General features: G+C 69.9%; 22 protein-coding genes. 11 read left to right on the plus strand and 11 right to left on the minus strand.

The features are described 5' to 3' along the window. Positions 1 to 187 precede the first annotated feature (187 nt). Together AB8O64_RS05905 and AB8O64_RS05910 are read right to left on the minus strand one after the other, a co-directional pair. Complete coding sequence (locus AB8O64_RS05905) at positions 188 to 955, minus strand: SDR family oxidoreductase (protein WP_365210411.1); 768 nt, start codon at positions 953 to 955, stop codon at positions 188 to 190. A 48-nt stretch (positions 956 to 1,003) separates the two neighbouring features. Beyond that, the gene (locus AB8O64_RS05910; protein WP_361927775.1) at positions 1,004 to 1,789 is read right to left on the minus strand and encodes an SDR family NAD(P)-dependent oxidoreductase; all 786 of its coding nucleotides are present in this window, start codon (positions 1,787 to 1,789) and stop codon (positions 1,004 to 1,006) included. Positions 1,790 to 1,990: 201 nt separating this feature from the next. On the opposite strand from AB8O64_RS05910, the gene AB8O64_RS05915 reads away from it, so the two are divergent. Further along, positions 1,991 to 2,434, plus strand: coding sequence for a nuclear transport factor 2 family protein (locus AB8O64_RS05915; protein ID WP_356449668.1), 444 nt, complete (start codon positions 1,991 to 1,993; stop codon positions 2,432 to 2,434). Between the two features lie 54 nt (positions 2,435 to 2,488). Here AB8O64_RS05915 and AB8O64_RS05920 read toward each other — a convergent pair whose 3' ends face one another. Beyond that, a complete protein-coding gene (locus AB8O64_RS05920; RefSeq protein ID WP_370418200.1) occupies positions 2,489 to 3,445 on the minus strand; it encodes an SRPBCC family protein in 957 nt (318 codons plus the stop codon). A gap of 166 nt (positions 3,446 to 3,611) precedes the next feature. Beyond that, entirely contained in the window at positions 3,612 to 5,162 is a 1,551-nt protein-coding gene (locus tag AB8O64_RS05925) for an FAD-dependent oxidoreductase (protein ID WP_370418201.1), read from the minus strand. A 247-nt stretch (positions 5,163 to 5,409) separates the two neighbouring features. On the opposite strand from AB8O64_RS05925, the gene AB8O64_RS05930 reads away from it, so the two are divergent. Both AB8O64_RS05930 and AB8O64_RS05935 read left to right on the plus strand, forming a co-directional pair. Further along, complete coding sequence (locus AB8O64_RS05930) at positions 5,410 to 6,204, plus strand: cyclase family protein (protein ID WP_370418202.1); 795 nt, start codon at positions 5,410 to 5,412, stop codon at positions 6,202 to 6,204. 46 nt (positions 6,205 to 6,250) lie between these two features. Then, positions 6,251 to 6,745: an acetyl-CoA carboxylase biotin carboxyl carrier protein subunit gene (locus AB8O64_RS05935; protein ID WP_370418203.1), complete on the plus strand. Its 495-nt coding sequence runs from the start codon at positions 6,251 to 6,253 to the stop codon at positions 6,743 to 6,745. Between the two features lie 129 nt (positions 6,746 to 6,874). Here AB8O64_RS05935 and AB8O64_RS05940 read toward each other — a convergent pair whose 3' ends face one another. Then, positions 6,875 to 7,642: an AfsR/SARP family transcriptional regulator gene (locus tag AB8O64_RS05940; RefSeq protein WP_356449661.1), complete on the minus strand. Its 768-nt coding sequence runs from the start codon at positions 7,640 to 7,642 to the stop codon at positions 6,875 to 6,877. 530 nt (positions 7,643 to 8,172) lie between these two features. On the opposite strand from AB8O64_RS05940, the gene AB8O64_RS05945 reads away from it, so the two are divergent. Further along, positions 8,173 to 8,751, plus strand: coding sequence for a flavodoxin family protein (locus AB8O64_RS05945; protein WP_370418204.1), 579 nt, complete (start codon positions 8,173 to 8,175; stop codon positions 8,749 to 8,751). Positions 8,752 to 8,849: 98 nt separating this feature from the next. On the opposite strand, the gene AB8O64_RS05950 is transcribed toward AB8O64_RS05945, so the two are convergent. From AB8O64_RS05950 to AB8O64_RS05975, 6 genes are read right to left on the minus strand one after another with little or no spacing between them, the layout of a single operon-like run. Next, positions 8,850 to 9,776, minus strand: coding sequence for an alpha/beta hydrolase (locus tag AB8O64_RS05950; RefSeq protein WP_370418205.1), 927 nt, complete (start codon positions 9,774 to 9,776; stop codon positions 8,850 to 8,852). A 2-nt stretch (positions 9,777 to 9,778) separates the two neighbouring features. After that, positions 9,779 to 10,207, minus strand: coding sequence for a lipocalin-like domain-containing protein (locus tag AB8O64_RS05955; RefSeq protein ID WP_370418206.1), 429 nt, complete (start codon positions 10,205 to 10,207; stop codon positions 9,779 to 9,781). Continuing rightward, entirely contained in the window at positions 10,204 to 11,196 is a 993-nt protein-coding gene (locus AB8O64_RS05960) for a DUF6081 family protein (protein WP_370418207.1), read from the minus strand. The genes AB8O64_RS05955 and AB8O64_RS05960 overlap by 4 nt, the downstream gene beginning before the upstream one ends. A 50-nt stretch (positions 11,197 to 11,246) precedes the next feature. Next, entirely contained in the window at positions 11,247 to 12,599 is a 1,353-nt protein-coding gene (locus AB8O64_RS05965; protein ID WP_370418208.1) for an acetyl/propionyl/methylcrotonyl-CoA carboxylase subunit alpha, read from the minus strand. 25 nt (positions 12,600 to 12,624) lie between these two features. After that, positions 12,625 to 14,340 carry an acetyl-CoA carboxylase, carboxyltransferase subunit beta gene (accD, locus tag AB8O64_RS05970; protein WP_370418209.1) on the minus strand — a complete coding sequence of 572 codons (1,716 nt, stop codon included), beginning with the start codon at positions 14,338 to 14,340 and terminating at the stop codon, positions 12,625 to 12,627. 55 nt (positions 14,341 to 14,395) lie between these two features. Next, the gene (locus AB8O64_RS05975) at positions 14,396 to 15,541 is read right to left on the minus strand and encodes a hydrolase (protein WP_370418210.1); all 1,146 of its coding nucleotides are present in this window, start codon (positions 15,539 to 15,541) and stop codon (positions 14,396 to 14,398) included. A 346-nt stretch (positions 15,542 to 15,887) separates the two neighbouring features. Between AB8O64_RS05975 and AB8O64_RS05980 the strand changes: the two genes are divergently transcribed. From AB8O64_RS05980 to AB8O64_RS06010, 7 genes are all read left to right on the plus strand, one after another. Next, positions 15,888 to 17,156, plus strand: coding sequence for a beta-ketoacyl synthase (locus AB8O64_RS05980; protein WP_370418211.1), 1,269 nt, complete (start codon positions 15,888 to 15,890; stop codon positions 17,154 to 17,156). Next, complete coding sequence (locus AB8O64_RS05985; protein ID WP_370418212.1) at positions 17,153 to 18,418, plus strand: ketosynthase chain-length factor; 1,266 nt, start codon at positions 17,153 to 17,155, stop codon at positions 18,416 to 18,418. Before AB8O64_RS05980 ends, AB8O64_RS05985 begins: the two co-directional genes overlap by 4 nt. Positions 18,419 to 18,420: 2 nt before the next feature. Further along, entirely contained in the window at positions 18,421 to 18,678 is a 258-nt protein-coding gene (locus AB8O64_RS05990; RefSeq protein ID WP_130876636.1) for an acyl carrier protein, read from the plus strand. Between the two features lie 15 nt (positions 18,679 to 18,693). Continuing rightward, entirely contained in the window at positions 18,694 to 19,170 is a 477-nt protein-coding gene (locus AB8O64_RS05995; protein ID WP_370418213.1) for a flavin reductase family protein, read from the plus strand. A gap of 22 nt (positions 19,171 to 19,192) precedes the next feature. Next, entirely contained in the window at positions 19,193 to 21,112 is a 1,920-nt protein-coding gene (locus AB8O64_RS06000) for a flavin-containing monooxygenase (protein WP_370418214.1), read from the plus strand. Positions 21,113 to 21,156: 44 nt separating this feature from the next. Continuing rightward, positions 21,157 to 22,308, plus strand: coding sequence for an acyl-CoA dehydrogenase family protein (locus AB8O64_RS06005; protein ID WP_370418215.1), 1,152 nt, complete (start codon positions 21,157 to 21,159; stop codon positions 22,306 to 22,308). A gap of 64 nt (positions 22,309 to 22,372) precedes the next feature. Beyond that, entirely contained in the window at positions 22,373 to 23,398 is a 1,026-nt protein-coding gene (locus AB8O64_RS06010; protein WP_370418216.1) for a methyltransferase, read from the plus strand. Positions 23,399 to 23,416 lie beyond the last annotated feature (18 nt).

The following is a 23,416-nucleotide window of genomic DNA, read 5'->3' on the forward strand; positions in this document are numbered from 1 at the left end:
GCCCCTCAACTGCGGTGTCGGCTCCGCTCGTTCATCCACAGACAATTTCCGGCACGTGTGGACCAGATACTGCCATATCGCCCCGATGATGGTGTGTGGCCTGTTGCCCATGTCACAGGCCGGCGCACCGGCCTGTGACCTCCGCGGGCAGCCCCCAGGGGCCTCTACGGCGAGCCGTACGGGGCACTCACCACGGCACGGTCTCGTCCACCGAGCCGTCCATGCTGCCGCGGAAGCTTCCCGTCGGGCCGTCAGCACCCATCAGGGCAAGGCGTACGGGCACTTCGGCGCCCTCCTCGGGGGTGCGGGTCCCCCGGCTGAAGGGGGAGCCGGCGTTGAGATCGGTGGCGACCAGCCCGGGGTTGGCCACATTGACCCGGATGCCGGCCTCGCGCAAGGCATTGGCATAGACGATGGTGATGGCGTTGAGCGCGGCCTTGGAGGAGCTGTAGGGCAGCAGATTGCGTGTGGAGATCGGATTGTCCGGGTCGCTGAGCAGACTGAGCGACCCGAGCGGGCTGGACATATTGACCACCCGGCCCGCACCCGACTTGCGCAGCAGCGGGATGCAGGCCTGTGTCACGGCGACGGTGCCGAAGACATTGACCTCGAAGGCCGTGCGCATGTGCTCCCTGGTGACCTCCGGCACCGTGACGCCCCATTCGACGACCACACCGGCGTTGTTGACGAGGACGTCGAGCCGTCCGGATTCCGTCTCGATCCGCCGGGCGGCGGCGTCGACCTGGTCCTGGTCGGTCACATCGAGCTGGAGGAAGCGGACGTCCAGCCCCTGCTCGGAGAGCTCACGCGCCGTCTCGCGGCCGCGCTGTTCGTCACGGGCGCCGAGGTAGACGGTCATTCCCTCACCGGCCAGGCGCCGGGCGATGTGCTTGCCGATGCCTTTGTTGGCGCCGGTCACCAGCGCTACCTCGCCGTGGTGCTGTCCGTCGGTCATCGTGAAGCCTTCCGCAGTGGGTGGTCCGGGTCGGTTCTGGTGGTCAGCCTAGTAATTTCCGAGGCCCCCGCACACGTTCAGCGCCTGTGCCGTCACCGCGCCGGCCCGGTCGCTGATCAGGTACTCCACCATGGCCGCGACCTCGTCCGACTCGACGTAGCGGTGGATCGGCACCCGGGTGGTGATCCGGTCGAACGCCTCGTCGGTGGACACGCCCCAGATCTCGGCGTAGTGCGCACGGACGCGCTCCGCCATGGGGGTCTCGACGAATCCGGGGCACACCGCGTTCACCGTGATGCCCGTCGGCGCCAGCTCCAGCCCGAGGGCCTTGGTGAAGCCCACGACACCGTGCTTGGACGCCGAATAGGGGGCGGCGTGGACCACGCCCTGCTTTCCGCCCGTCGAGGCGATGTTGATGATGCGCCCCCAGTCCTTCTCCCGCAGCCCGCCGAGGGTGAGCACGGCCTTGGTCATCAGGAACACGCTGTTCAGATTGGTGTTGATGACGTCGAACCACAGTTCGTCGGGGATCTCGGCGGTGGCGCCGCCACCACTGCGCCCGGCGTTGTTGACCAGGATGTCGACGGAGCCGAACCGGTCGACGGCCGCCTGGACGAACTGCCGGACCTGGTCGGGCGAGGAGACGTCACAGGGGCTGCCGTCCACGTCGAAGCCCCGGTCCTGGAGGGATTTGACGCTCTCGGCGAGGACGTCCTCGCCCCGCGCGCACACATAGACCCGAAGGCCCTGCTGAGCCAGCCGCTCGGTGATGACAAGGCCCATTCCGCTGGTGGCACCGGTGACGATCGCGACCGGCCTGCCGGTTCGTGCCATTTCCGTTCCTCCCACTCACGCCGCAGCACGGGCAATTGGGCGTCAGCGTGGCCGGGCCCACTCGAAGCTCGGTCGGACGAGCCTTGATCCGGCGGCGGGCCGCAGGCCCCCTGCCCCGGCCGGTCCGGCCGATCCTCGAGCCGATCGCGATCCGGCGCGGCCACGGTGACGGCAGTTGCTGCCGTCTTCCGGAGGATCCCCATGACAGCGATCGACACCCGCACCGACGTCACCTCGCTCTACGCCGAGGTCCAGCACTTCTACGCCCGGCAGATGCAGCTGATGGACCGTCGTGACTTCGAGGCGTTCGCGGCCACGTTCACCGAGGACGGCGAGTTCAGCCACTCGCCGGGCCAGCTGGCCCGGACCCGGCCGGGCATCGTGACCGAGCTGGTGGAGTTCCACCGGCGGTTCGACGACGACCCCGTCGTCCGCCGGCACTGGTTCAACATGATCGTCCTCGACCCCCAGGAGGACGGATCACTGCGCGCCACCTACTACGCCTATGTGATCAACACCAGGCCCGGGCGTGAGCCGCAGCCGGGCCCCGTCTGTGTGGTCACCGATGTGCTGGTGCGCGTCGACGGCGTGCTGTTGAACCGCTCCCGGCACGTCCGGCAGGACCGGCTGCTCCTGGAGCCGTGAGGCCCTCGGGTCGGCCCGCCCGCCCGGCCCGCGCCGGGAGGGCGGGCGGGGTGCCTATCGCTCGGTGCGGGCCGCGTACTGCGCGGCGTACCCCATGGTCGTCGCGCTGTTACGGCCGAGCGCCTCGCGAATGAACGTCCGCGCGTCGGCCAGGCCCCGGCCCGCGCCGAGCACCGCCTCCACCGCGTCCGGGTCGATCACGACCGTGTGGCGGGACGTCAGGACCGCCCCCGCCGCTCCCCCGGGCCCCTCCGTGAAGGTCCACAGCCCGCTGTGGCCGAGGAGCAGCTTCGGCGGCACCAGCTGCTTGTAGGCGATCCACTCCGGCGCCCGGCACACCCGCACCGACCGGGTGGTGTGGCGCGCCCCGTCCGCCGTCACCGTGTCCATCTCCAGGTCCTGGACGCCGGGGGCGCTCTCGCTGAAGCGGACCCGGTCGACGTGCGGCAGCCGGTCGGCCCACAGATCCGCCCGCGCCACGAACGCGTAGGCGTCGGCGGCCGCACCGGCGAGCTCGACGGTGTCGGTGAACGTGAGGACCCTGTCCTCCGGGGCATGGCCGCACTCCGCGATGCGGCCCAGCGCCGCCAGCTCCTCGGGGCTGTTGCGGTCGAGTGCCGCGTTGACCCGCGCCACCGTTTGGGGGCTGTCGTCGACGGCCGAGAAGGAGTGCCGCAGCACCACCTCGGTGTGCCCGCCGGGCAGCTCGCGGAAGAGCCACTCCCCTCCCATCGAGGCGATCGGCGGCCGGCTCACCTCTTGCCTGAAGGTCACCCGCAGTCGGTCCGGGTCCAGCGTCCGCCGGGACACCCAGCTGCTGACCTCTCCGTTCACGGTCGCCCACAGCTCGAAGCGCTCCGCGCGCTCGGAGCGCTCCAGATGGCGGACGTGGACGCTGGGGCCGAAGAGAGCCGGCCACACGGTCACGTCGGCCACCAGGCCGTAGAGCACCCGGGGCGGCGCCGCGACGACCCGGGTGTGCTCGGTGCGATGCTCATGGGTGGTTTCCATGGCCCCCAAGCTGCTGCAACCGGCTCGAAGACCACTCGAGGTCGCGTGGGGAAACGTCGTGTGGGGAAACAGGGCCGCGGCCGGCAGCACGCGCGCCTACGGGTGCGGGCCCGGGGCGGCACACCCGGGCCCGCACGACGTCGAGCGACGCTGACAGCTATGGACGTCAGTGCGCGCTGATGGAGAGCGAGTGCCGGAAGACGTTCTTCGGATCCCACCGCGCCTTCGTCCGCTGCAGTCGGCGGTAGTTGTCGCCGAAGTAGAACGTGTGCCAGGGGACCCCCGACTTGTTGAACTTCGGGTTGGTGATGTCGAGGTCGGGTGCGTTGATGTTGCAGCCCTCGTAGCGGTCACCGGGCACGGGGTAGCCGCCGGTCGACGCGAAGGTCTGACCGTAGATGTCACGCACCCAGCCGAGGTGCCGGGCGTCCTCGGCCGCCTCGACCCAGAAGTTCTCGAACATCGCTACGAGCGCCGACCTGCGCTGTGGCAGCGCGGTGTCCCCGGGGGCCAGCGCGTTCATCCTGCCGCCGGCCATCGCGCCGAGCTGGATCATGGCCGTACCGGGGCTGGTGTTCGCGTAGTCCGGGCGCGTCATGTGGTGGTAGATGGCCGCGCACTGCTCCTCGGTCAACGACTGGCGCAGATACGCGTGCTTGACGGCACCGCGCAGGGTCGCGTTGGTCATCACCGTGGGGTTGCTGGTGTCGATCGTCACGGTCGAGGCCATCCAGGGCAGCCGCCGGAACGGGAACGGCGTGATGCCGGTGTTGGCCGTGACCGCGCCGAGGTACTCCTCGAGCAGCTTCTCCGCGTTCGGCGCGGAGGCGTCGACCTGGGTGAGCATGCCGATCCCGCCGCTCGACACATGCTGGACGAACAGCAGACCGCACAGGGCCGAGGCCGGTGAGGCGGGGTCGCTGTTCTCCACGTACCACTGGCACTGGTTGCGCAGCAGGTTGGTGAACGCGGTCTGGTCCATCTGCTGCCAGGGCGCGAAGGCCGTGCTGATCAGCACCTCACGCGGCGGCTGCGGGAGCTGCTCGGCCGGGCGGCTGCCCGTCGCCCCGCGGCTGCGGAACCAGAACTTCGTGATGACGCCGAAACTGCCGCCGCCCCCTCCGCAACACGCCCACCAGAGGTCCTTGAGGTCGCCGGTGTCCTCCCGCGAGGCGATCACCGTGCGGACCTTGTTCGGACGGTCGGCGACCACGATCTCCACGGCCTCGATGAGATCGCAGACGTTGCCGAACTGCCGGGACAGCAGGCCGTGGCCGCCCCCCGTGGCATGGCCGCCGATACCGACCGCGGGGCAGACCCCGCCGGGCAGGGTCACGCCCCAACCACGGAACAGCCTTTCGTAGATGTGCCCGAGCTGCGCGCCGCTCTCGATGGCGAAGGCCTTGCGGCGCGGGTCGTAGTAGATGTCATTCATCATCGACAGGTCGACGATGACTTCGACGTCCTTGTTGTAGGTGAAGTCGGCGTACGAATGCCCACCGCTGCGGATGGAGAGCCGCTTTCCGGTGCTGACCGCCGTCTGGACCGCCTTCGCCACATGTTCGGATTTTCCGGCCATGCGTACGGACTCAGGCGCGGCGGACCATCGGCGATTGAATCCGGAAACAAGTTCCGGATAGCGGCGGTCGTCCGGACCGATGGAGACCGGACCGAATTCCGGCGCTTTCACCGAAACGTCTTCTCGTTCGACCGGCATGGCGATACATCCCCCCGTAGTTCACTTTCCCCTGTGATCGGGCACGGGTGGCGCCCGCCGCCCCGAACCCCGTGTCGCGTGCGAACGGCACGCATCCTTCCATACGCCCAGAGGCTTTCCAAGCAGTCCCCACGAATAGTTCACCGCGTTCCACTTGACGCGATCCGGGTCGTTCTCGAGCGTTATTCGATCGCGTCCGCGGACGATGACCGGGCGGCCAAGCGGCGGCATGGAGAGGAGACAAGTCATGCGAAACATCGAACGGACGTTGTTCGCTGACGGGAAGGCAAGCGGAGTGACCCGTTTCGTCGACCTCAGTGTGGCCACCCGCGACACCGACAGTGAAGCCACGCCGGTGACGGTGGACGTGCTCGGCCACGAGGCGGCGGCGGCCGTCCTCGGACTCGCCCCGGAGGACTTCCCGGACGGGATGGCCATTTCCAATGAGACCGTCACGCTCACCACGCACACCGGCACCCATATGGACGCCCCCTTGCACTACGGCCCGCTGAGCGGCGGTCTTCCGGCGAAAAGCATCGACCAGGTGCCGCTCGACTGGTGCTTCGGCCCCGGCGTCCGGCTCGACCTGCGGGAGGTACCCGCCGGTGAGGGCATCACGGTCGACCACCTCCGCGCCGCTCTGGCCGCGGCACGGCACGAGCTGTGCCCCGGCGACATCGTTCTGCTGTGGACCGGAGCCGACGCGCTCTGGGGCTCGGCGAAGTACCTCACCGAATACGCCGGTCTGACCGGTGAGGGCACGGCCTTCCTGGTGGAGCACGGGGTGCGGGTCATCGGTATCGACGCCTGGGGGCTGGACCGGCCGATGCGGTCGATGATCGAGGACTACCGCCGCACGGGCGACCGGGGGTACCTGTGGCCCGCACACATCTACGGCCGCACCCAGGAGTACCTCCAGCTGGAGAAGCTCGCCCGGCTGGCCGACCTCCCCTCGGCGACGGGATTCACCGTCGCCTGCTTCCCCGTGTCGGTGGCCGGGGCGGGCGCCGGGTGGACGCGGGTCGTCGGCCTCGTCGGCTGACATGGACGGACCACGGCACGCGAGGGATGAAGGGCAGGGGGCACAGATGAGTACAGGGGAAGACGACAGCACGTCGAGCACATCGGCCACGCTGAACCTCGTCCGGGAGAACGTCCTGGAGTTGCTCAAGGGCTTCGACAGCCCGCCGAGCCTGTTACGGGTCCAGGCCGGCGGGGTGACGCTGGAGGCCGAGTGGCCCCAGAGCCCGCCGGCTGTGAACGGCGCCGCTCCCCCGCCGGTCGTGGCATCCGCCGCGCCGACGGAGGCCACCGCGGCGGCGCGGAGTGACGACGGTCCGCACGAGGTGCGCGCTCCCTCGGTGGGGACCTTCTACAGCGCCCCGAAGCCGGGGGCCGAGCCGTTTGTGAAGGTGGGCGACGTGATCGCGAAGGGCGCGCAGATCGCCATCGTCGAAGTGATGAAGCTGATGATCCCGGTCGAGGCGGACGTGACCGGGGAGGTGGCCCGGACGCTCAAGTCGGACGGTGATCCGGTCGAGTACGACGAGCCGCTGTTCCATATCGTCCCGCAGCGGGCCTAGTCCGCAGCGGCCGGGGAACGCGCGGTGCCGGGCCCGACCGATTTCCGGTCGGGCCCGGCACCTGTCGAAGGATCCGGTCCGGGCCTGTCACTTCCGGTCCTGGCCGGCCCGGCTCACGCCGGACGGCTGTCAGCTCCGGCCGTGTACGACACTGCCCCTGGACAGCAGCTCATGTTGCAACAGCTGCAGTTCAGGGGCAGGTTCGACGCCCAGCTCCGCGTCGAGGATGCGCCAGAGATTTCGATAGGCCTGCAGGGCCTCGGCCCGCCGCCCGCACTTGTCGAGCGCCTTGATCAGCTGTGCGTGCAGGCTTTCGTTGAGCGGATTCTCGGCGACCAGCAGCCGTAGCTGCGGGATGATCTCCTGGTGCCGGCCGAGGCGCTGACTGGCCTCGATATGGAGATGAGTGGCGGAGAACCGGAGTTCGTTGATGTACGTGAGGTGCGCCTCGAGGACGCTCCCGATCATCATGCCGACGAGGACGGGGCCCCTCCAGAGCGCCCGCGCCTCGTCGAGACAGCCCATGGCCTCCTCCGGCCGACCGTCGTCCAGCAGCCGCCTCGCCCGCTGGACGAGCCGCTCGAAGACCGCGACGTCGATCGCGTCGTCGGGCACCTGGATGACGTAGCCCGCGGGCCTGGTGACGAGCACATGCTCCCCGCCGGGCATGCCCGCGAAGATCTTCCGTGCGTGGTAGATGTACGTCTGGAGGGTGGTGAGCGCGCTGCGTGGCGCGTTCTCCCCCCATAGTTCCTCGATCAGGGTGTCCACACTGACCGTCTCGCCGTTCTGAACCAGCAGCAGGCCGATGAGCTGACTGACCTTCGACCGGCTCAGGAAGAACGAACGGTCCTCGGTGACCACGATCTCGAATTGTCCGAGCAGCTTGAATTTCACCGTACTCCCCCGTAGTTGATCAGCGAACTCCGGCAAGAGAGTGATCCAGCATCGTTCGAAATTCATTCATTTCGAAAGTGGATCAACGACGTTGTCGGATCCGCCAAGCGCTACAACCCCCGTCGCCGAGACCCATTCACCCCCAAGTGGGTACGGCGATGCGCTTTTGGTGCCACTCGCAAGATATCCGACGCGAACCCGCCCCGCCACATGTTTATCTGTGCGGCGCATCACACTGATCGAATTGCTGGGGAACGGCGAATCCCGCTGCTCCAATTGATGGTTGAGGAACTGCCCGAAAAATTTACCCAAGCATTAAGGTCGGATTTTCGTATTCACACCACCCGACGGGGTGGTTTCGACCCTCACGGGCTGATGTTGCCCCAGAGGTGATCTGGACAGGCGGCATCGGAGGGCGCCACCCCTCCCTTCGAGCAGGTCCGACAGCCCGAAAGGTCAGTACACCTGCACCGGAATGATTGTCAGTCTGGGCCCCAGGACCGTTACTTGAGATCACAAAGGGGATGCACATGTCCGATCGTTCGGTGTCCGTCGTCATCGCGTACCACAGCGGCTACGGACATACGACCAGGATGGCCGAGGCGGCGCGCGACGGCGCGGCGTCGGTCAAGGGTGCCGTCGTCCAGCTGATCTCCGTCGAAGCGCTCACCGACGAGCAGTGGGCCGCACTGGACGCAGCGGACGCGATCATCTTCGGCTCACCCACCTATATGGGCTCGGCCAGCCCGGCGTTCCACACCTTCGCGCACGACTCCAGCGGCCGGTGGTACGCACAGGCGTGGAAGGACAAGGTCGCCGCGGGCTTCACCACGTCGGGGTCGATGAGCGGCGACAAGGTGAACACACTGCAGTACTTCACCGTCCTGGCGGCCCAGCACGGAATGCACTGGGTGAATCTCGATCTGCTGCCCGGGACGTCCGAGGACGAGCTCAACCGGCTCGGCGGCTGGCTGGGCGCCATGGGGCAGTGCGCCGGCGACGAGGGGCCGGAGTCCATGAAGAAGTCCGACCTGCTCACCGCGGCCCACCTCGGGCAGCGCGTCGCCCAGCACGCGCAACTGCTCCAGCTGGCCAGATCGGCGGCGTGACACCACCACGGGGTACGCGGAAGCCCCCGGGCACGGGGGGCTCGGGGGCTTCCCTCCTCCACAGCGCCCCTGACGGGACCGGCGGCAGGCCGGTCCCGTCAGGGGGCCAGGTAGTGGCACAGCGCGTCGACCTGGTCGGCCACCATCCGCTGGGAGACGGCCGCGTGGGCGAGACCGATGGACGCGTGGAACGCTCCTTGGTAGTGCCGCAGTTCGGTCTTCACCCCCGCTTGGATCAGCCGGTGGGCGAAGGTGATGCCCTCGTCCCGCAGCGGGTCGAACTCGCACACGCCCACGAAGGCCGGCGGCAGCCCGGACAGGTCCTCGGCACGAGCGGGCGCGGCATAGTGCGTGGCCTCTCCGCCGCCGAGGTAGTGCTGCCAGCTCACCGCCAGATTGGCCCGGTCGAGCATGGGCGTGTCCACGAAGTCCCGGGCCGAGAGGGTCTCGAGCCGATCGTCCAGCTGTGGGAAGAGCAGATACAGACAGCGCAGCGGCGGACCCTTGTGGTCCCGTGCGAGCAGGGCGAGCCCCGTGGCCAGCCCGCCGCCGGCGCTGAAGCCGCCCACGCCGATCCGGCCGGTGTCGATCCGCAGCTCCGGGGCGTGGTCGACGGTCCACTCCAGAGCCGCGTAGCAGTCCTGGAGCCCGGCGGGGAAGGGGTGTTCCGGCGCGAGGCGGTAGTCCGGTGAGACCACCACCGCGCCCACCAGGTCGGCGATGCGGGTGGCGGCGGTCAGCGAGGTGTCCAGGTCGCCCGTGACGAAGCCGCCCCAGTGCGGGAAGAGCAGGGCCGGCCGCGGGCCGGGCCGGTCCATGGGCCGGTAGAGCCGTACGGTCATCTCCGGGCCGTCGGGCACGGGGACGCGCCGGTCCTCCACCAGTACCCGGGATATCGGCTCGTAGGCGGGCTGACGGGCCATGACCTCCCGCATCGTGGTCCGCGCGGCCTGGGGCTCGGTGTAGTCGAGGGGCCTCATCCGGGGGACGAAGGGTTTGAGCTCGGGGTCGAAGTCATAGCTCATGGTCATCCTCCGGACACCCGCCGCCAGTTCAGGACGCGCCGCTCCTGTCGTCCGTCCGCGGTACGCGCCGTACCGGAGAGGATGAGGAGATCACCCTTGAGGGAGAGTCCACGGACCTGCCGGGTGCCGACCATATGACGGTGCGAGCTGACGGCGACCTCATGGACGATCTGCCGCTCGGACAGCTGCCAGGTGCCTGCGTAGCCCATGAAGCGGGTGACCGGGCCGGGGCCCGGGGCCGGCTCGTGACCGGCGCGCATCATGCTCACCGTCATATGGCGGTCGGCGCTGTAGATCAGCACGCCCTCGGGTTCGGGGCCCAGCGGTCCCTCGCTGACGTCGCCGTCCTCGTCGACGCCGACATAGGACTCGAGCTGCCAGGCTCCGATCAGGTCGGCCGGGGCGACCGCGTCGCCCGCTGTGCCGGTCATGCGGACCCGACGGGCTTGCTCGACACCGTGAACCTGCTCATCCGGAAGCCCGCGCCCTGGCCGAAGAGGCGGTTGGACGCGAGGCTCGCGTCGTCGAGGAACCGCTGCGGGGTGGGCTCGCCCGTCACCGGGTCGTAGTAGTACTTCGGTGTGGTGGTCAGCCGTACGAGGCCGGAGCCGGCCCGGCCGGGCAGCCCGCCGTCGAGGAAGTTGAACAGGCCCATCCCGCAGGCCAGCTGGCGGGGTGCCACGCGCTCCTCGACACCGCCGTGGTCGACCACCAGGTGATCGCGCGAGGTCAGCCGATAGCCGATCCGGTCGAGCCGGAAGACCTCCCGGCCGTCCAGGAACCAGGTGACCACACCGCGGGAGCCGTCGTAGGTGATCTTGAGCTGGTGTTCGTCATAGGGGGTACGGCGGGCGACGGGGACGGTGTGGAGGAAGGAGGCGTAGTCGCCCAGCTGGGCGCGGGCGTTCGGCAGCCGTTCGTAGTAGACGTAGACCGCGTCGTTGGTGAGGGAGAACTCGAAGGCGACGTCGGACTCCGGGTCCTGGAGGGCCAGACAGGCCGAGGCCAGCCTGGGGTCGGCGCCCGGGTCGGGCACGCCGGCTCCGAAGGGATGGTCCGCCACGCCGTACACCGCGCCCGACATCCGGGCCTCACAGGACAGTTCGTGCCCCGGGCCGGTGTCGAAGCCGAGGACGCCGCCGGACGACTGTTTGTTCGCGTAGACCAGCCACTTGACGTGGTCGAGGGTGCCCGGCAGCCCGCTGGGGTCGCTCTGGCCCAGGGACATCGTGAACGCGGGTTCGCCGGTCGTCGGGTTCGTCCCGGCGGCGACGACCCGCAGCCCCTGCCGGGAGGTACTGGCCACGCCGTCGTGGCCCACTTCGGTGCCGAACGGCAGGAACGCATAGCGTGCGTCGGGCCCCTCGGTGCTGAAGCCGCCCGAGAAGTCGTCGTCCCAGACGAGGTGATCGGCCGTCATATGTTTCCCTTTCCTGGAAATACAACCCGTTCTTGCGTGCGAACCGATTTTCAGGCTTTTCCCGACAACAGGTCGTCGACCAGCGAGGTGGAATGCTCCGCGGCCCGGAAGCGAGGGTGGGAGAGCACCTCGGCGAGAAACGTCCGAGTCGTTTTGATACCCGGTCCGGACACCTCGAATTCATCGAGCGCACGGTGCATCCGGGCGATTGCCTCGTCGCGCCGCGGCGCCCAGACGACGAGTTTGGCCAGCAGCGAGTCGTAGTGGGGCGGGATCACATCGCCCTGCCTGACATGGGTGTCGACCCGTACGAACGGGCCGCCCGGCAGCACGAGGCGCTCGACGGGCCCCGGGGCGGGGACGAAGCCCGCGGCCGGGTCCTCGGCGTTGATACGGCATTCGACGGCCGCACCGCGAAGCTCGATATCGGCCTGGACCAGTTCGAGTTCGTTCCCGGCGGCTACCTTCAGCTGTTGCTGTACGAGGTCGATGCCGGTGACCATTTCCGTGACCGGGTGTTCGACCTGGATCCGGCAGTTCACCTCCATGAAGTAGTAGCTGCCGTCCGGGGCGAGCAGGAATTCGAAGGTGCCCACGCCGGTATAGCCGACGGCAAGCGCGCCCTCGACGGCCGAGCGGCCCATGCGCTCGGCCAGTCCCTCCGGCAGGGCGGGAGCCGGGGTCTCCTCGATGAGCTTCTGGTGGCGGCGCTGGACCGTGCAGTCCCGCTCACCGAGATGGACGGCATGGCCGTGACCGTCGCAGAGCACCTGGACTTCCACATGCCGCGCCTTCGGCAGGTACTTCTCCACATAGACCCGTCCGTCGCCGAACAGCATCTGGGCCGTGGACTGCGTCTGCCGGTAGGCGTCGGCGAAGCGGTCCGCCTCGTCCACCACGGTCATGCCGCGACCGCCGCCGCCGGCCGCCGCCTTGACGATGACGGGGAAGCCGATCCGCCGGGCGAGCTCCTCCGCGGCGCGCGGATCGAGGGCTTCCACGCTGCCGGGCAGCAACGGCAGGCCTGCGCGCCGCATCAGGGCGCGGGCCGAGGTCTTGTCCCCGAGCCGGGCCATGACCGACGGCGGCGGGCCGATCAGGGTGATGCCCTGGGCCAGGCACGCGTCGGCGAAGTCGGGTGACTCCGAGAGGAAGCCGTAACCGGGGTGGATCGCGTCCGCGCCGCTCTGCACGGCCGCCTCCAGCACCGCCGCGGCGTTCAGATAGCTCTTCGCCGGGGCCGCCGGGCCGATCCGGATCGCCTCGTCGGCGAGCCGGACGACGGCGGAGTCCCGGTCCGGGGTGGAGTGGACGGCGACCGAACGGACGTCGAGCTCCCGGCAGGCACGGGCCACCCGCACCGCGATCTCGCCCCGGTTCGCGATCAGTACCTTCTTGAACATCGCACGTCCCCTGTCGGGCTTCATATCAGGCGAGCCTGCCGTCGTTGATCTGCAGCAGCTCCGCCTCGACCGTGATCGCCGAGCCGAACTGCCGGAACCGGGCCCGCCTGCCCACCCGCAGCGCGGCGTCCCCGAGCCCGGCCAGTTCGTGCAGCTCGCTGCTCAGGGCGGCGCGGAGCCGCTCGGCAGCCGCCCACGGCGCGGCGCCCGTGCCCCCGTCCGGCTCGGGGAGCACGGCGTCCACCACACCGAGGCGCAGGAGCTCCCGGGCGTTCAGCCGGAGGGCCCGGGCGGCGGTGGGCGCGGCCGTGGGGTCCTTCCAGATGATCGAGGCGCACCCCTCGGGGCTGATCACGGAATAGATGCTGTCGGAGTACATGAGCACCCGGTTGGCCACGGCCAGCGCCAGCGCGCCGCCACTGCCGCCCTCGCCGATGATCACGCTCACGACCGGCACGGACAGGGTGGCCATCAGCCGGAGGTTCTCCGCGATGGCCACCGACTGGCCCTGTTCCTCCGCGTCGGCGCCCGGGTGGGCGCCGGGGGTGTCGATGAGGGTGACGACGGGCAGCCCGAGCTTGTCGGCGAGGCGCATCAGCCGGGCGGCCTTGCGGTATCCGGCCGGCGAGGCCATGCCGTAGTTGCGCCGGGCGAGTTCGGCGGCGGTGTGCCCCTTCTGATGGGCGAGGACCATCACGGGTATGGCGTCGATCCAGGCGGTGCCGCCGATGAGGGCCGGGCATTCGCCGGACGTCCGGTCGCCGTGCAGTTCCTGGAAGTCGTCGAAGGCGAGCCCGAGGTAGTCGAGTGCGGTGGGGCGGTCGAGGGACCGGGCCCTGCCCACCTGGTCCCAGGGGTCGGCCTCGGGGAGCCGGTTCGGGTCGGTGATCACCGGTGCGGGCGGCCGTGCGGTGCTGGCGTACCGCCCGCAGACCTTGGACCCGCCGATCCGCAGCAGCTTGCCCAGCTCGGCGCGGAGCGCGGAGCGCTCCACGATCATGTCGACGAATCCGCGCTCCAGGAGGAACTCCGCGGTCTGGAAGTCCTCCGGCAGCCGCTGACGGATGGTCTGCTCGATCACCCGCCGCCCGGCGAAGCCGAGGCGGGCGCGCGGCTCGGCGATGATGACGTCGCCCAGGGTGGCGAAGGAGGCCGCGACCCCGCCGAAGGTGGGGTCGGTGATCACGGAGATCGACAGGATGCCGGCCTTGTCCAGCTCGCCGAGTGCCGCGCTGGTCTTGGCCATCTGCATCAGGGAGAGCACGCCCTCCTGCATCCGGGCGCCGCCGGAGGCGGTCACCATGATCAGGGGGACCCGCTCCTCCTGGGCGGTCTCGATGGCGAGCGTGATCAGCTCGCCGACCGCGGTGCCGAGGCTTCCGCCGAGGAACCGGAAGTCCATCACGGCGACGATCGCGGGGTGGCCCTCGATCGTCGTCCTGACGCAGAGCACCGCTTCGCGCATCCCGGTGCGCTCCTGGGCGCGGGAGAGCCGGTCGGTGTAGGCGACGGTGTCGACGAAGTCGAGCGGATCGGAGTTGCTCACGGTGAAGGGCAGCGGTTCGAAGCGGCCGTCGTCGGCGAGCTGGGCCAGGCGTTGCCGGGCGGTCACCGGCAGGTGCAGACCGCACTCCGGGCAGACGTGGAGGTTGCGGATCAGGCGCTTGCCGTAGACCGGCACCCGGCAGCCGTGGCAGAGCACCCACTCGACCTCGGCGGCCTCTTCGATCGTCTCAGTCATCCTTGGTCTCCTGATAACCGTCTGGTGCACGGGGGTGTCGGGGTGCGGGACCCGGTCAGATCTTGATCACTTGGTGGGCGTAGGCCGTCGCGGCGGACTCGACCTGCAATCCCTGGTGCCCGGCGATCGAATTGGCGTCGCGCCAGAAGCGCTGGACGGGGTTGCTCGTGGCCTGGCCGGTGGTGCCCACGCTGCGGAACAGCCGGTTGACGACGCCGACGAGGATGTCGGTGGCCATCGCGCAGTCCCGCCAGCTCCGCATGGTGTCCAGGGGCGTGATGGCGGGGCCGGAGTCGGCCGTCGCCGCCGCGCGCTCCAGGAGCATCTCGGCGGCGTCGATCTCGGTGGCGCTGCGGGTCAGGATCACGTCGTAGGACGTGCGGTGGAACGTCGGCATCCCGGCCAGGGCGGGCTTGGACTGCTGCGCGGCGGCCCGGATCTTCGGGGTGACGTATCCGGCCCAGGCCTTGAGGGCCCCCTTGGCGGCGCCCAGCGCGGGCGTCGCGAACATCATCGTGGTGGCCTGCATGGGGATCGCGTGGCACGGCGCGTCGGAGTCGGGCGCCCGGCCGGTGAACAGGTCGTCCCGGCTGACCGTGCGGGCCGCGGGGACCACGACGTCCTCGACGATCACCGTATTGCTGCCGGTGGCGGCCATGCCCACGTTCTCCCAGGTGTCGACGGTCCGCCAGGCCGTGCGCGGCACGGCGAACATCCTGGGCTCCGGCCGGCCGTCCCGGTCGGTCAGCGCGGCCAGCAGGGCCCAGTCCGCGTAGTCGATCGCGCTGACGAACGGCCAGGTCCCGGTGAGGCGGTAGCCGCCGGGGACGGGCTCGGCCCTGCCGATCGGTGTCAGGGCCGCCACCAGGAAGGCGTCCGGGCCGTCGGCCCAGACCTCCCGGTATCCCTCGGCGGGCAGGTGCGCGGCCATCCGGGACACGTGTGCGGCCAGTGACGCGCACCAGGCGGTGGCGGTGCATCCCTCGCCGACCGCGCTCACCGCGCGGTTCAGCTCCAGGAAGGTCCCGAGGCTCCCGCCGCGGTCGGCCGGGACGAAGTGCCGGGGGAAGCCCGCGGCGACGACGGACTTGACCACATCGGGATCGAGCCGGCGGTTGGCTTCCGCGGCGGCCGCGCTCCGGGCCGCGGCCTCCGCGACCTCGCGCGCCGCCGACGACAGCGTGGTTGACGTCAGGTCCATCCTGATTCGCTCCTCGGCTCGGGTGCGTCGGCTCGTAGGGCCCCGGCCCCCGCGGGCCCGGCCGACCACTACGGCCCAAGCTCGACGCCCCGGTTCGCAGATCGCTCGATCCTCGCTTGAGCCCGCGAGCGTTTTCCCCGCCCGCTCCCCCGGCTCCCGAAAGGCGCCCGGTGATCGATGACGCCCGTACGACCGGGCTTCGAGCGACGCTCGAGTAACCCCCCGGACGCTGACGATCGTCTTCGTTGCGGCGCGCGTTCTCTTCCGCGCTGATGTCGTGCGCTTCTGGCGAAAGGGGCAACACCATGACCGGCTCAGCAGGTGTGACGGCAATAGGCGGTAGGCGATGACGCGTCGAGTGGTGATCACCGGAATCGGCGTGCGGACGCCGGGGGGAAACGGGGTCAAGGCGTTCTGGGAGCTACTGACTTCCGGGCGGACCGCCACCCGTCGCATCTCCCATTTCGATCCGTCGCCCTATCGCTCGCAGGTCGCAGCGGAGGCCGATTTCGACCCGGTGCACGAGGGGCTCTCCCCGCTGGAGATCCGCCGGATGGACCGCGCGTCGCAATTCGCCGTCACCTGTGCGCGGGACGCGATTTCCGACAGCGGCCTGGAATTCGAGGATTTCGACCCGGGCCGGGTCGGGGTCAGTCTGGGCAGTGCGGTGGCCGCCGCGACCAGTCTCGAACAGGAATATCTCGTCCTGTCCGACAGCGGGCGGAACTGGCTGGTCGACCACACCAGCCTGTCGCCGCACATGTTCGACTACCTGGTGCCGAGCGTGATGGCGGCCGAGGTGGCCTGGACCGTCGCGGCGGAGGGGCCGGTGGCCATGGTCTCCAACGGGTGCACCTCGGGGATCGACTCGGTGGGGCACGCCTGCCAGTTGATCCGTGAGGGCTCCGCGGATGTGATGCTGGCCGGCGCGTCGGACACCCCGGTCACACCGATCGTCGTCGCCTGCTTCGACGCCATCAAGGCGACGAGCACGCGCAACGACGACCCCGAGCACGCCTCACGGCCGTTCGACGGATCCCGTAACGGATTCGTCCTCGCCGAGGGCGCCGCCATGTTCGTGCTCGAGGAATACGAGCACGCGAAGCGGCGGGACGCGCACATCTACGCGGAGATCTCGGGTTATGCCACGCGGTGCAACGCCTATCACATGACGGGGTTGAAGCCCGACGGCCGCGAAATGGCGGAAGCCATCCGGGTGGCGTTGGCAGAGGCCCGGATCGACGGCACCGGGATCGACTACATCAACGCGCACGGCTCGGGGACCAAGCAGAACGACCGCCACGAGACCGCCGCGTACAAGCGCAGTCTCGGCGAGCACGCCTATCGGGTGCCCATCAGCTCCATCAAGTCGATGGTCGGGCATTCCCTCGGCGCGATCGGGTCGATCGAGATCGCCGCCTGCGCGCTGGCGATCGAGAACGGAGTCATTCCGCCGACGGCCAATCTGCGGCAGGCCGACCCGGAATGCGACCTCGATTACGTCCCGCTGACGGCCCGGGAGAAGCGGCTGCGCGGCGTCCTGACGGTCGGCAGCGGTTTCGGCGGATTCCAGAGCGCGATGATCCTGCGCGACGCCGGGGGTGCGGCGGCATGACGGAGAAGGTCTACGTCACCGGCATCGGTCTGCTCGCCCCGAACGGTGTGGGACTCGAGCGGTACTGGGAGGCGGTCCTCGAAGGGCGCACGGGGATCGGCACCCTCACCCGCTTCGACGTCTCGGGCTATCCGATCCGGCTGGCCGGGCAGATCGACGACTTCGACGCCGCCGGCCATCTGCCCAGCAGGCTCCTGCCGCAGACCGACGCCTCCACGCGATTCGCCCTGGTGGCGGCGGACTGGGCACTGGCCGACGCCAAGATCGAGCAGGGCACCTTCGCCGACTACGAGATGGGCGTGGTGACCTCCAACGCCTCGGGCGGCTTCGAATTCACCCACCGGGAGTTCAAGAAGCTCTGGTCGCAGGGGCCGGGTTCGGTCAGCGTCTATGAGTCCTTCGCCTGGTTCTATGCCGTGAACACCGGCCAGATCTCCATCCGCCATCAGCTGCGGGGACCGAGCAGCGCGCTCGTCGCCGAACAGGCGGGCGGCCTGGACGCCCTCGGACACGCGCGGCGGACGGTGCTGCGCGGGACGCCGATGGTGGTCACCGGCGGCGTCGACTCGGCACTGGACCCCTGGGGTTGGGTGGCGCAGATCTCCAGCGGGCGGCTGAGTCCGGCCACCGACCCGCACCGCGCCTATCTGCCCTTCGACGCCCACGCGTGCGGCTATGTGCCGGGTGAGGGGGGCGCCATGCTCGTCCTCGAGGCCGCCGGGGCGGCCCGAGCCCGGGCCGCCCAGCACATCTACGGCGAGATCGCCGGGTACGCGACCACCTTCGACCCGCCGGCGGGCTCGTCACGGCCGCCCGGGCTGCGCAGGGCCGCGGAGCTGGCCCTCGCCGACGCCGGGCTCGCCCCGGCGGAGATCGACGTGGTGTTCGCCGACGCCTCCGGGGTGCGGGAGCTGGACCGCGCCGAGGCGGCGGCGATCAGCGGACTGTTCGGGCCGGGTGCCGTGCCCGTCACCGCGCCCAAGGCCCTGACCGGCCGGCTCTACTCCGGGGGCGGGCCGGTGGATGTGGCGGGCGCCCTGCTGGCCATCCGGGACGGCGTCGTGCCGCCGGCCGGCAGGACGACCGAAGTGCCCGCGGAGTACGGCATCGACCTGGTGCGCGGCGCGCCCCGACCGGGCCGGGTGCGCTCGGCGCTGGTGCTGGCCCGCGGCAAGTGGGGGTTCAACTCCGCGGTCGTCGTCCGCGCGGTGCCCGCCGAGCCCGCCGCCCCTTCTGTGAACACATCACCTCCGAGGAGTTGACCATGAGCAAGATGACCATCGACGACCTCCGTCGCGTGCTGATCGAATGCGCGGGCGAGACGGACGACGGCAGCCTCTCCGGCGATATCCAGGACCAGGACTTCGCGTCGCTCGGCTATGACTCGCTGGCGCTCATGGAGACCGCCGCGCGCATCACCGCGGAGTTCGGGGTGCAGATCCCGGACGAGCGGATCGCCGAGCTGCGCACGCCGCGCGAGGTGCTCGACCTCGTCAACGACGCGCTCGCCCAGCCGAGTTGACCGGGCGGGCTCGGGATGTCCGACGACTTCAAGGAAGTGATGGCCCGGTTTCCGACCGGGGTGGCCATCGCCACGACCTGTGACGAGGACGGCGATCCTCATGGGCTGACGGTCAGCTCCTTCTGCTCGGTGTCCCTGGCACCGCCGCTGGTGCTGATCTGTGTGGCCAAGTCCGCCCGGTGCTTTCCGGTGTTCGCGCGGACCGGCGAGTTCGCGGTCAGCATTCTGCGCGAGCGCCATGTGGAGCTGGCCCTGAGGTTCGCGAACAGCAAGGCCAGGAAGTTCGGTGACGGCGGATTCGTCCGGACCTCCCGCGGGGGCGTGGTCGTGGACAACGCGCTGGCGACGGTCGAATGCAAGGTGGACCGGCGGCATGACGCCGGCGATCACATCATTCTCGTCGGCGAGGTCGTCGACCAACTGCTCTCCGACGCCGGAGGCCCCGCCGTCTATTTCAATCGGAAGTTCGCGGCGCTCGACTCGGCGCGATGAACCCGGAAGGTGGTTGTTGTCCATGGGGTTCAGCCCCCCGGTCCGGCCGGTCGCCGTCGACGAGGAAACGCTGCGCGGTCATCTGACGGCCGCGGAGATTCCCGCGCTGCTGATGACGATCGCCCATCTGACCGGTGACGCATCGGTGCTGCGTGAGGACCTCCGGGCGCCGGGGTGGCTGTTCGCGCCGCAGGGCGGGCTGACCGCCGAGCAGCAGGCCGAGGTCCGCGAGCGTGCGCTGGAGGTGCTTCTTGGGCTGGACGGCAGCGGGCCGGAGGCGCTCCACCGGCCACCGGACCGCGAGCTGCTGCACACGATCACGACCTGGGCCATGGGCTCGGACACCGAGGACCTGCTGCCGCTGCTCGCCGAGGAGCTCGTGGGCCCCGGCGAGGACCCGAAGGCACCCGGCTGGACCAAGGCCGGGCTGAGTCCCGGCAGCGATTTCCAGGTCGCCGTCATCGGGGCCGGGTTCAGCGGCCTGCTGGCCGCCCACCGTCTCACCCAGGCCGGTGTCCCCTTCGTCGTCTACGAGAAGAACCCCGACGTGGGGGGCACCTGGTTCGAGAACACCTACCCGGGCTGCCGGACCGATGTGGCCAGCCATCTCTACAACTACTCCTTCGCCCCGAAACACGACTGGCCCGACCACTTCTGCGGCCAGGACGTCGTCCTGGAGTACCTCCGGGCGTTCGCGAAGGACTCCGGCGTCGGCGACCGGATCCGCTTCGGCACCGAGGTCTCCGCCATGCGGTGGGACGACGAGCGGTCGCTCTGGCACCTGACGCTGGCCGGGCCGGCCGGCGAGCGGACGGTCCGGCACCATGCCGTCATCAGCGCCGTCGGGCAGTTGAACCGGCCCCGGCTGCCGGACATCCCCGGCCGGGACGCCTTCGCCGGCCGGGCCTTCCACTCCGCCGCCTGGGACCACGAAGCCGATCTGTCGGGCAAGCGTGTCGCCGTCATCGGTACCGGCGCCAGCGCCTACCAGATCATCCCGGAGATCGCCGGGACCGCCTCCGAGGTCGTCGTCTTCCAGCGCAATCCGCCGTGGCTGCGACCCACCCCGCACTACCACCAACCGGTGCCGGACAGCGCCCGCTGGCTGTTCGAGCACGTGCCCTACTACGCCCGGTGGTACCGGTTCTGGCTGTTCGCGCCCGGCCTGCGGGGCATCCTCGAAGGGTGGGTCGTCGACCACGACCACCCGCCCACCGAGCGGGCGGTCTCCGCGCTCAACGACCGCTTGCGCGCCACGCTGCTCCAGGCGATGGAGGCCCAGCTGACCGACGCCCCCGAGCTGCGCGAGCTGGTGATCCCGGCGTACCCGGTCGGCGCCAAGCGGGTCCTGCGGGACGACGGACGCTGGCTCGCCACCCTGAAACGGGACGACGTCCGGGTGGTGACCGCCCCGATCGAGCGGATCACCCCGTCCGGGCTCCGGGCCGGCGGCGAGGAGTTCGACGTGGACGTGATCGTCTACGCCACCGGTTTCGAGGCCTCCCGCTTCCTCACCCCGATGCGGGTGACCGGCCGGGGCGGCGTCGATCTCCACGACGCCTGGAACGGGGCGCCCAGGGCGTACCTCGGGATCACCGTCCCGGAGTTCCCCAACCTGTTCTGCATGTACGGACCGAACACCAATCTCGTGGGGCAGGGCGGCAGCATCGTCTACTTCTCCGAGTGCGCGGCCACCTACATACTCGATGCGATCCGGCTCCTGCTGGCGAGCGGCAGCCGCTCCCTGTCGGTCCGCGCGGAGGTGCACGACGCCTACAACGCGTGGGTGGACGCGGGCAACCGCGACCGCGCCTGGGGCTGGTCGAAGGTGGGCGGTTGGTACAACGAGGGCGGCCGTTCGGCCACCAACTGGCCCTATACGGCCGGTGACTACTGGCGGCTGACCCATTCCGTCGATCCCGCCGAGTACGAGCTGCGATGAACCGCTCCACAAACCGCTTCCGAGGCAAGCGAGGGTGTCGAGAGATGAACGAAGCCAGCGGGCCGCTGTACGCGGCCGCACGGGACATCGCCCAGATCGCCGCCGGCCTGGCCGAGGGCATGGACGGTGACCGTCGGCTCAGCGCGGACGTGATCAAGGCCATGACCGACGCGGGATTCATGCGGCACTTCGTGCCGGCGGAGTTCGGCGGGCGTGCCGGTACGTTCCGGGAGTTGCTGGGCGCCGTGGCCGTCATCGGTGAGAAGTGCGCGGCGTCCGCGTGGTGTGCCTCGCTGTTCGCGAGCACGCCCCGGCTCGTGTCGTTCTTCCCGCCGGAGGGCCGCCGGGAGGTGTGGGCCGACGGACCGGACGCCGGTGTCGTCTGCTCGGTTCTCCCCTTCGGCGAGGCCGTCGCCGAGCAGGACGGTCTGCGGGTGTCCGGGCGGTGGCCGTACATCAGCGCCATCGAGTTCGCCGACTGGGTGATCGTGTGCCCGAAGGTGCTCGGCGCCGGTGAGCCGGAGCTGCGGCTGGTCGTCGTGCCCCGGGCCGACTGCCAGGTGGAGGACACCTGGTTCAGCGTGGGGATGCGGGCGACCGGCAGCAATACCGTGGTGCTCGACGACGTCTTCGTCCCGGCCCACCGGGTCGGGGACCGGACGGCGGTGTTCGCCGGCCGTCCGGCGGACCCGGGCGCCGAGCCCCCGGCCGCCCCGCTGGCTCCGCTGGCCGCCGTCAACGGCCTGACGTTCGTGGTGCCCGCCCTCGGCGCGGCCCGTGGCGCGCTGGCCCTGCTGTCCGACTACCTCGGGAAGAAGATCCGTGACACGCCCGCGCTGCCGGGGGTGCCGGGCGTGGCGGGCAATCTGGCGACCTACGAGATGGTGCTGGCGCGCTCCGCCGCCGAGATGGACGCCGTGCAGCTGTTGCTGGAGCGCATCGCGGACCTGGCCGACCGCCAGGAGGAGATCACTCCCGTCGAGGTCGCCAGGAACGCGCGGGACAGCGCGTTCGCCATCGAGGTGCTGGTCACCGCGGTCAATCGGATCTTCCGCACCGCGGGGACGAACGGGCAGGCGGCCGACGGCCCCTTGCAGCGGCTCTGGCGTGACGTCAATTCCATGGCCACGCATCAGGCCCTGCAATTCGAGCCGACGGCCCGGAACTACACGCGGTCGCTGTTCGCCACGACCTGATGGCCCGGCAGCCGATCTCCATCGAACCGCATCAGAGCACGACCGGAACGCGAAGGAGCACACCGTGACCCGACCCCAGCCCTCCCCGGACCGCATCATGCAGACCGGCCTGGGTTTCGAAGCGTCGAAGACACTGCTGAGCGCCGTCGAGGTGGGTGTCTTCACCGAGCTGGCCAAGAGCCCGGCGAAGGCCCCGGCCCTGCGTGACCGGCTGGGCCTGCACCCGCGCGCGGCGGGTGACTTCTTCGACACGCTGGTGGCGTTGGGCTTCCTCCGGCGGATCGACGGTGTCTATCACAACACGGAGGACACGGACGCGTTCCTGGACCGGGCCAAGCCGTCCTACGCGCATGTCGGCGGCATGCTGGAGATGGCGAACGCGCGGCTTTTCGGCATCTGGAACCATCTGACCGACACCTTGCGCACGGGTGAGCCGCAGGACGAGTCGAAATCCAGCGACCTGGACACCTACGACGCGCTCTACGCCGATCCCCTGCGCCTCAAGCAGTTCCTCTCGTCGATGACCAGCATCAGCCACGCGGCCAACCTCAAGATCGCCGAGCAGGTGCCGTGGGAGGACTACCGGACCCTGGCCGACATGGGCACCGCCCAGGGCGACCTTGCGGTGCAGGTGCTGCTGGCGAATCCGCATCTGACCGGGATCGGCTTCGACCTGCCGGCGGCCGCCCCCGTGTTCGACGAGTACGTCGAGGACAACGGCCTGCGGGACCGGCTGCACTTCGTGGGCGGCGACTTCTTCGCCGAGGAGCTGCCGTCGGCCGACGTCATCACCTTCGGCCACATCCTGCACAACTGGGACCTGGAGAAGAAGAAGCTCCTCCTGGAGAAGGCGTGGCACGCGCTGCCCAAGGGTGGCGCCGTGATCGTCTATGACGCGCTCATCGACGACGACCGGTCCGAGAACGCGTTCGCGCTGCTGATGAGCCTGACCATGCGGGCGGTGACCGACGGCGGTTTCGGTTACACGGCGGCCGAGTGCGTGGAATGGATGACCGAAGCCGGATTCACCCGCACCCGGACGGAGCACCTCGTCGGTCCCGACTCGATCGTGGTGGGAATCAAGGAATGACCTGACACGCGGCCCCCA

This window comes from Streptomyces sp. QH1-20, assembly GCF_041283565.1.
Taxonomy (GTDB): Bacteria; Actinomycetota; Actinomycetes; order Streptomycetales; family Streptomycetaceae; genus Streptomyces; species Streptomyces syringius.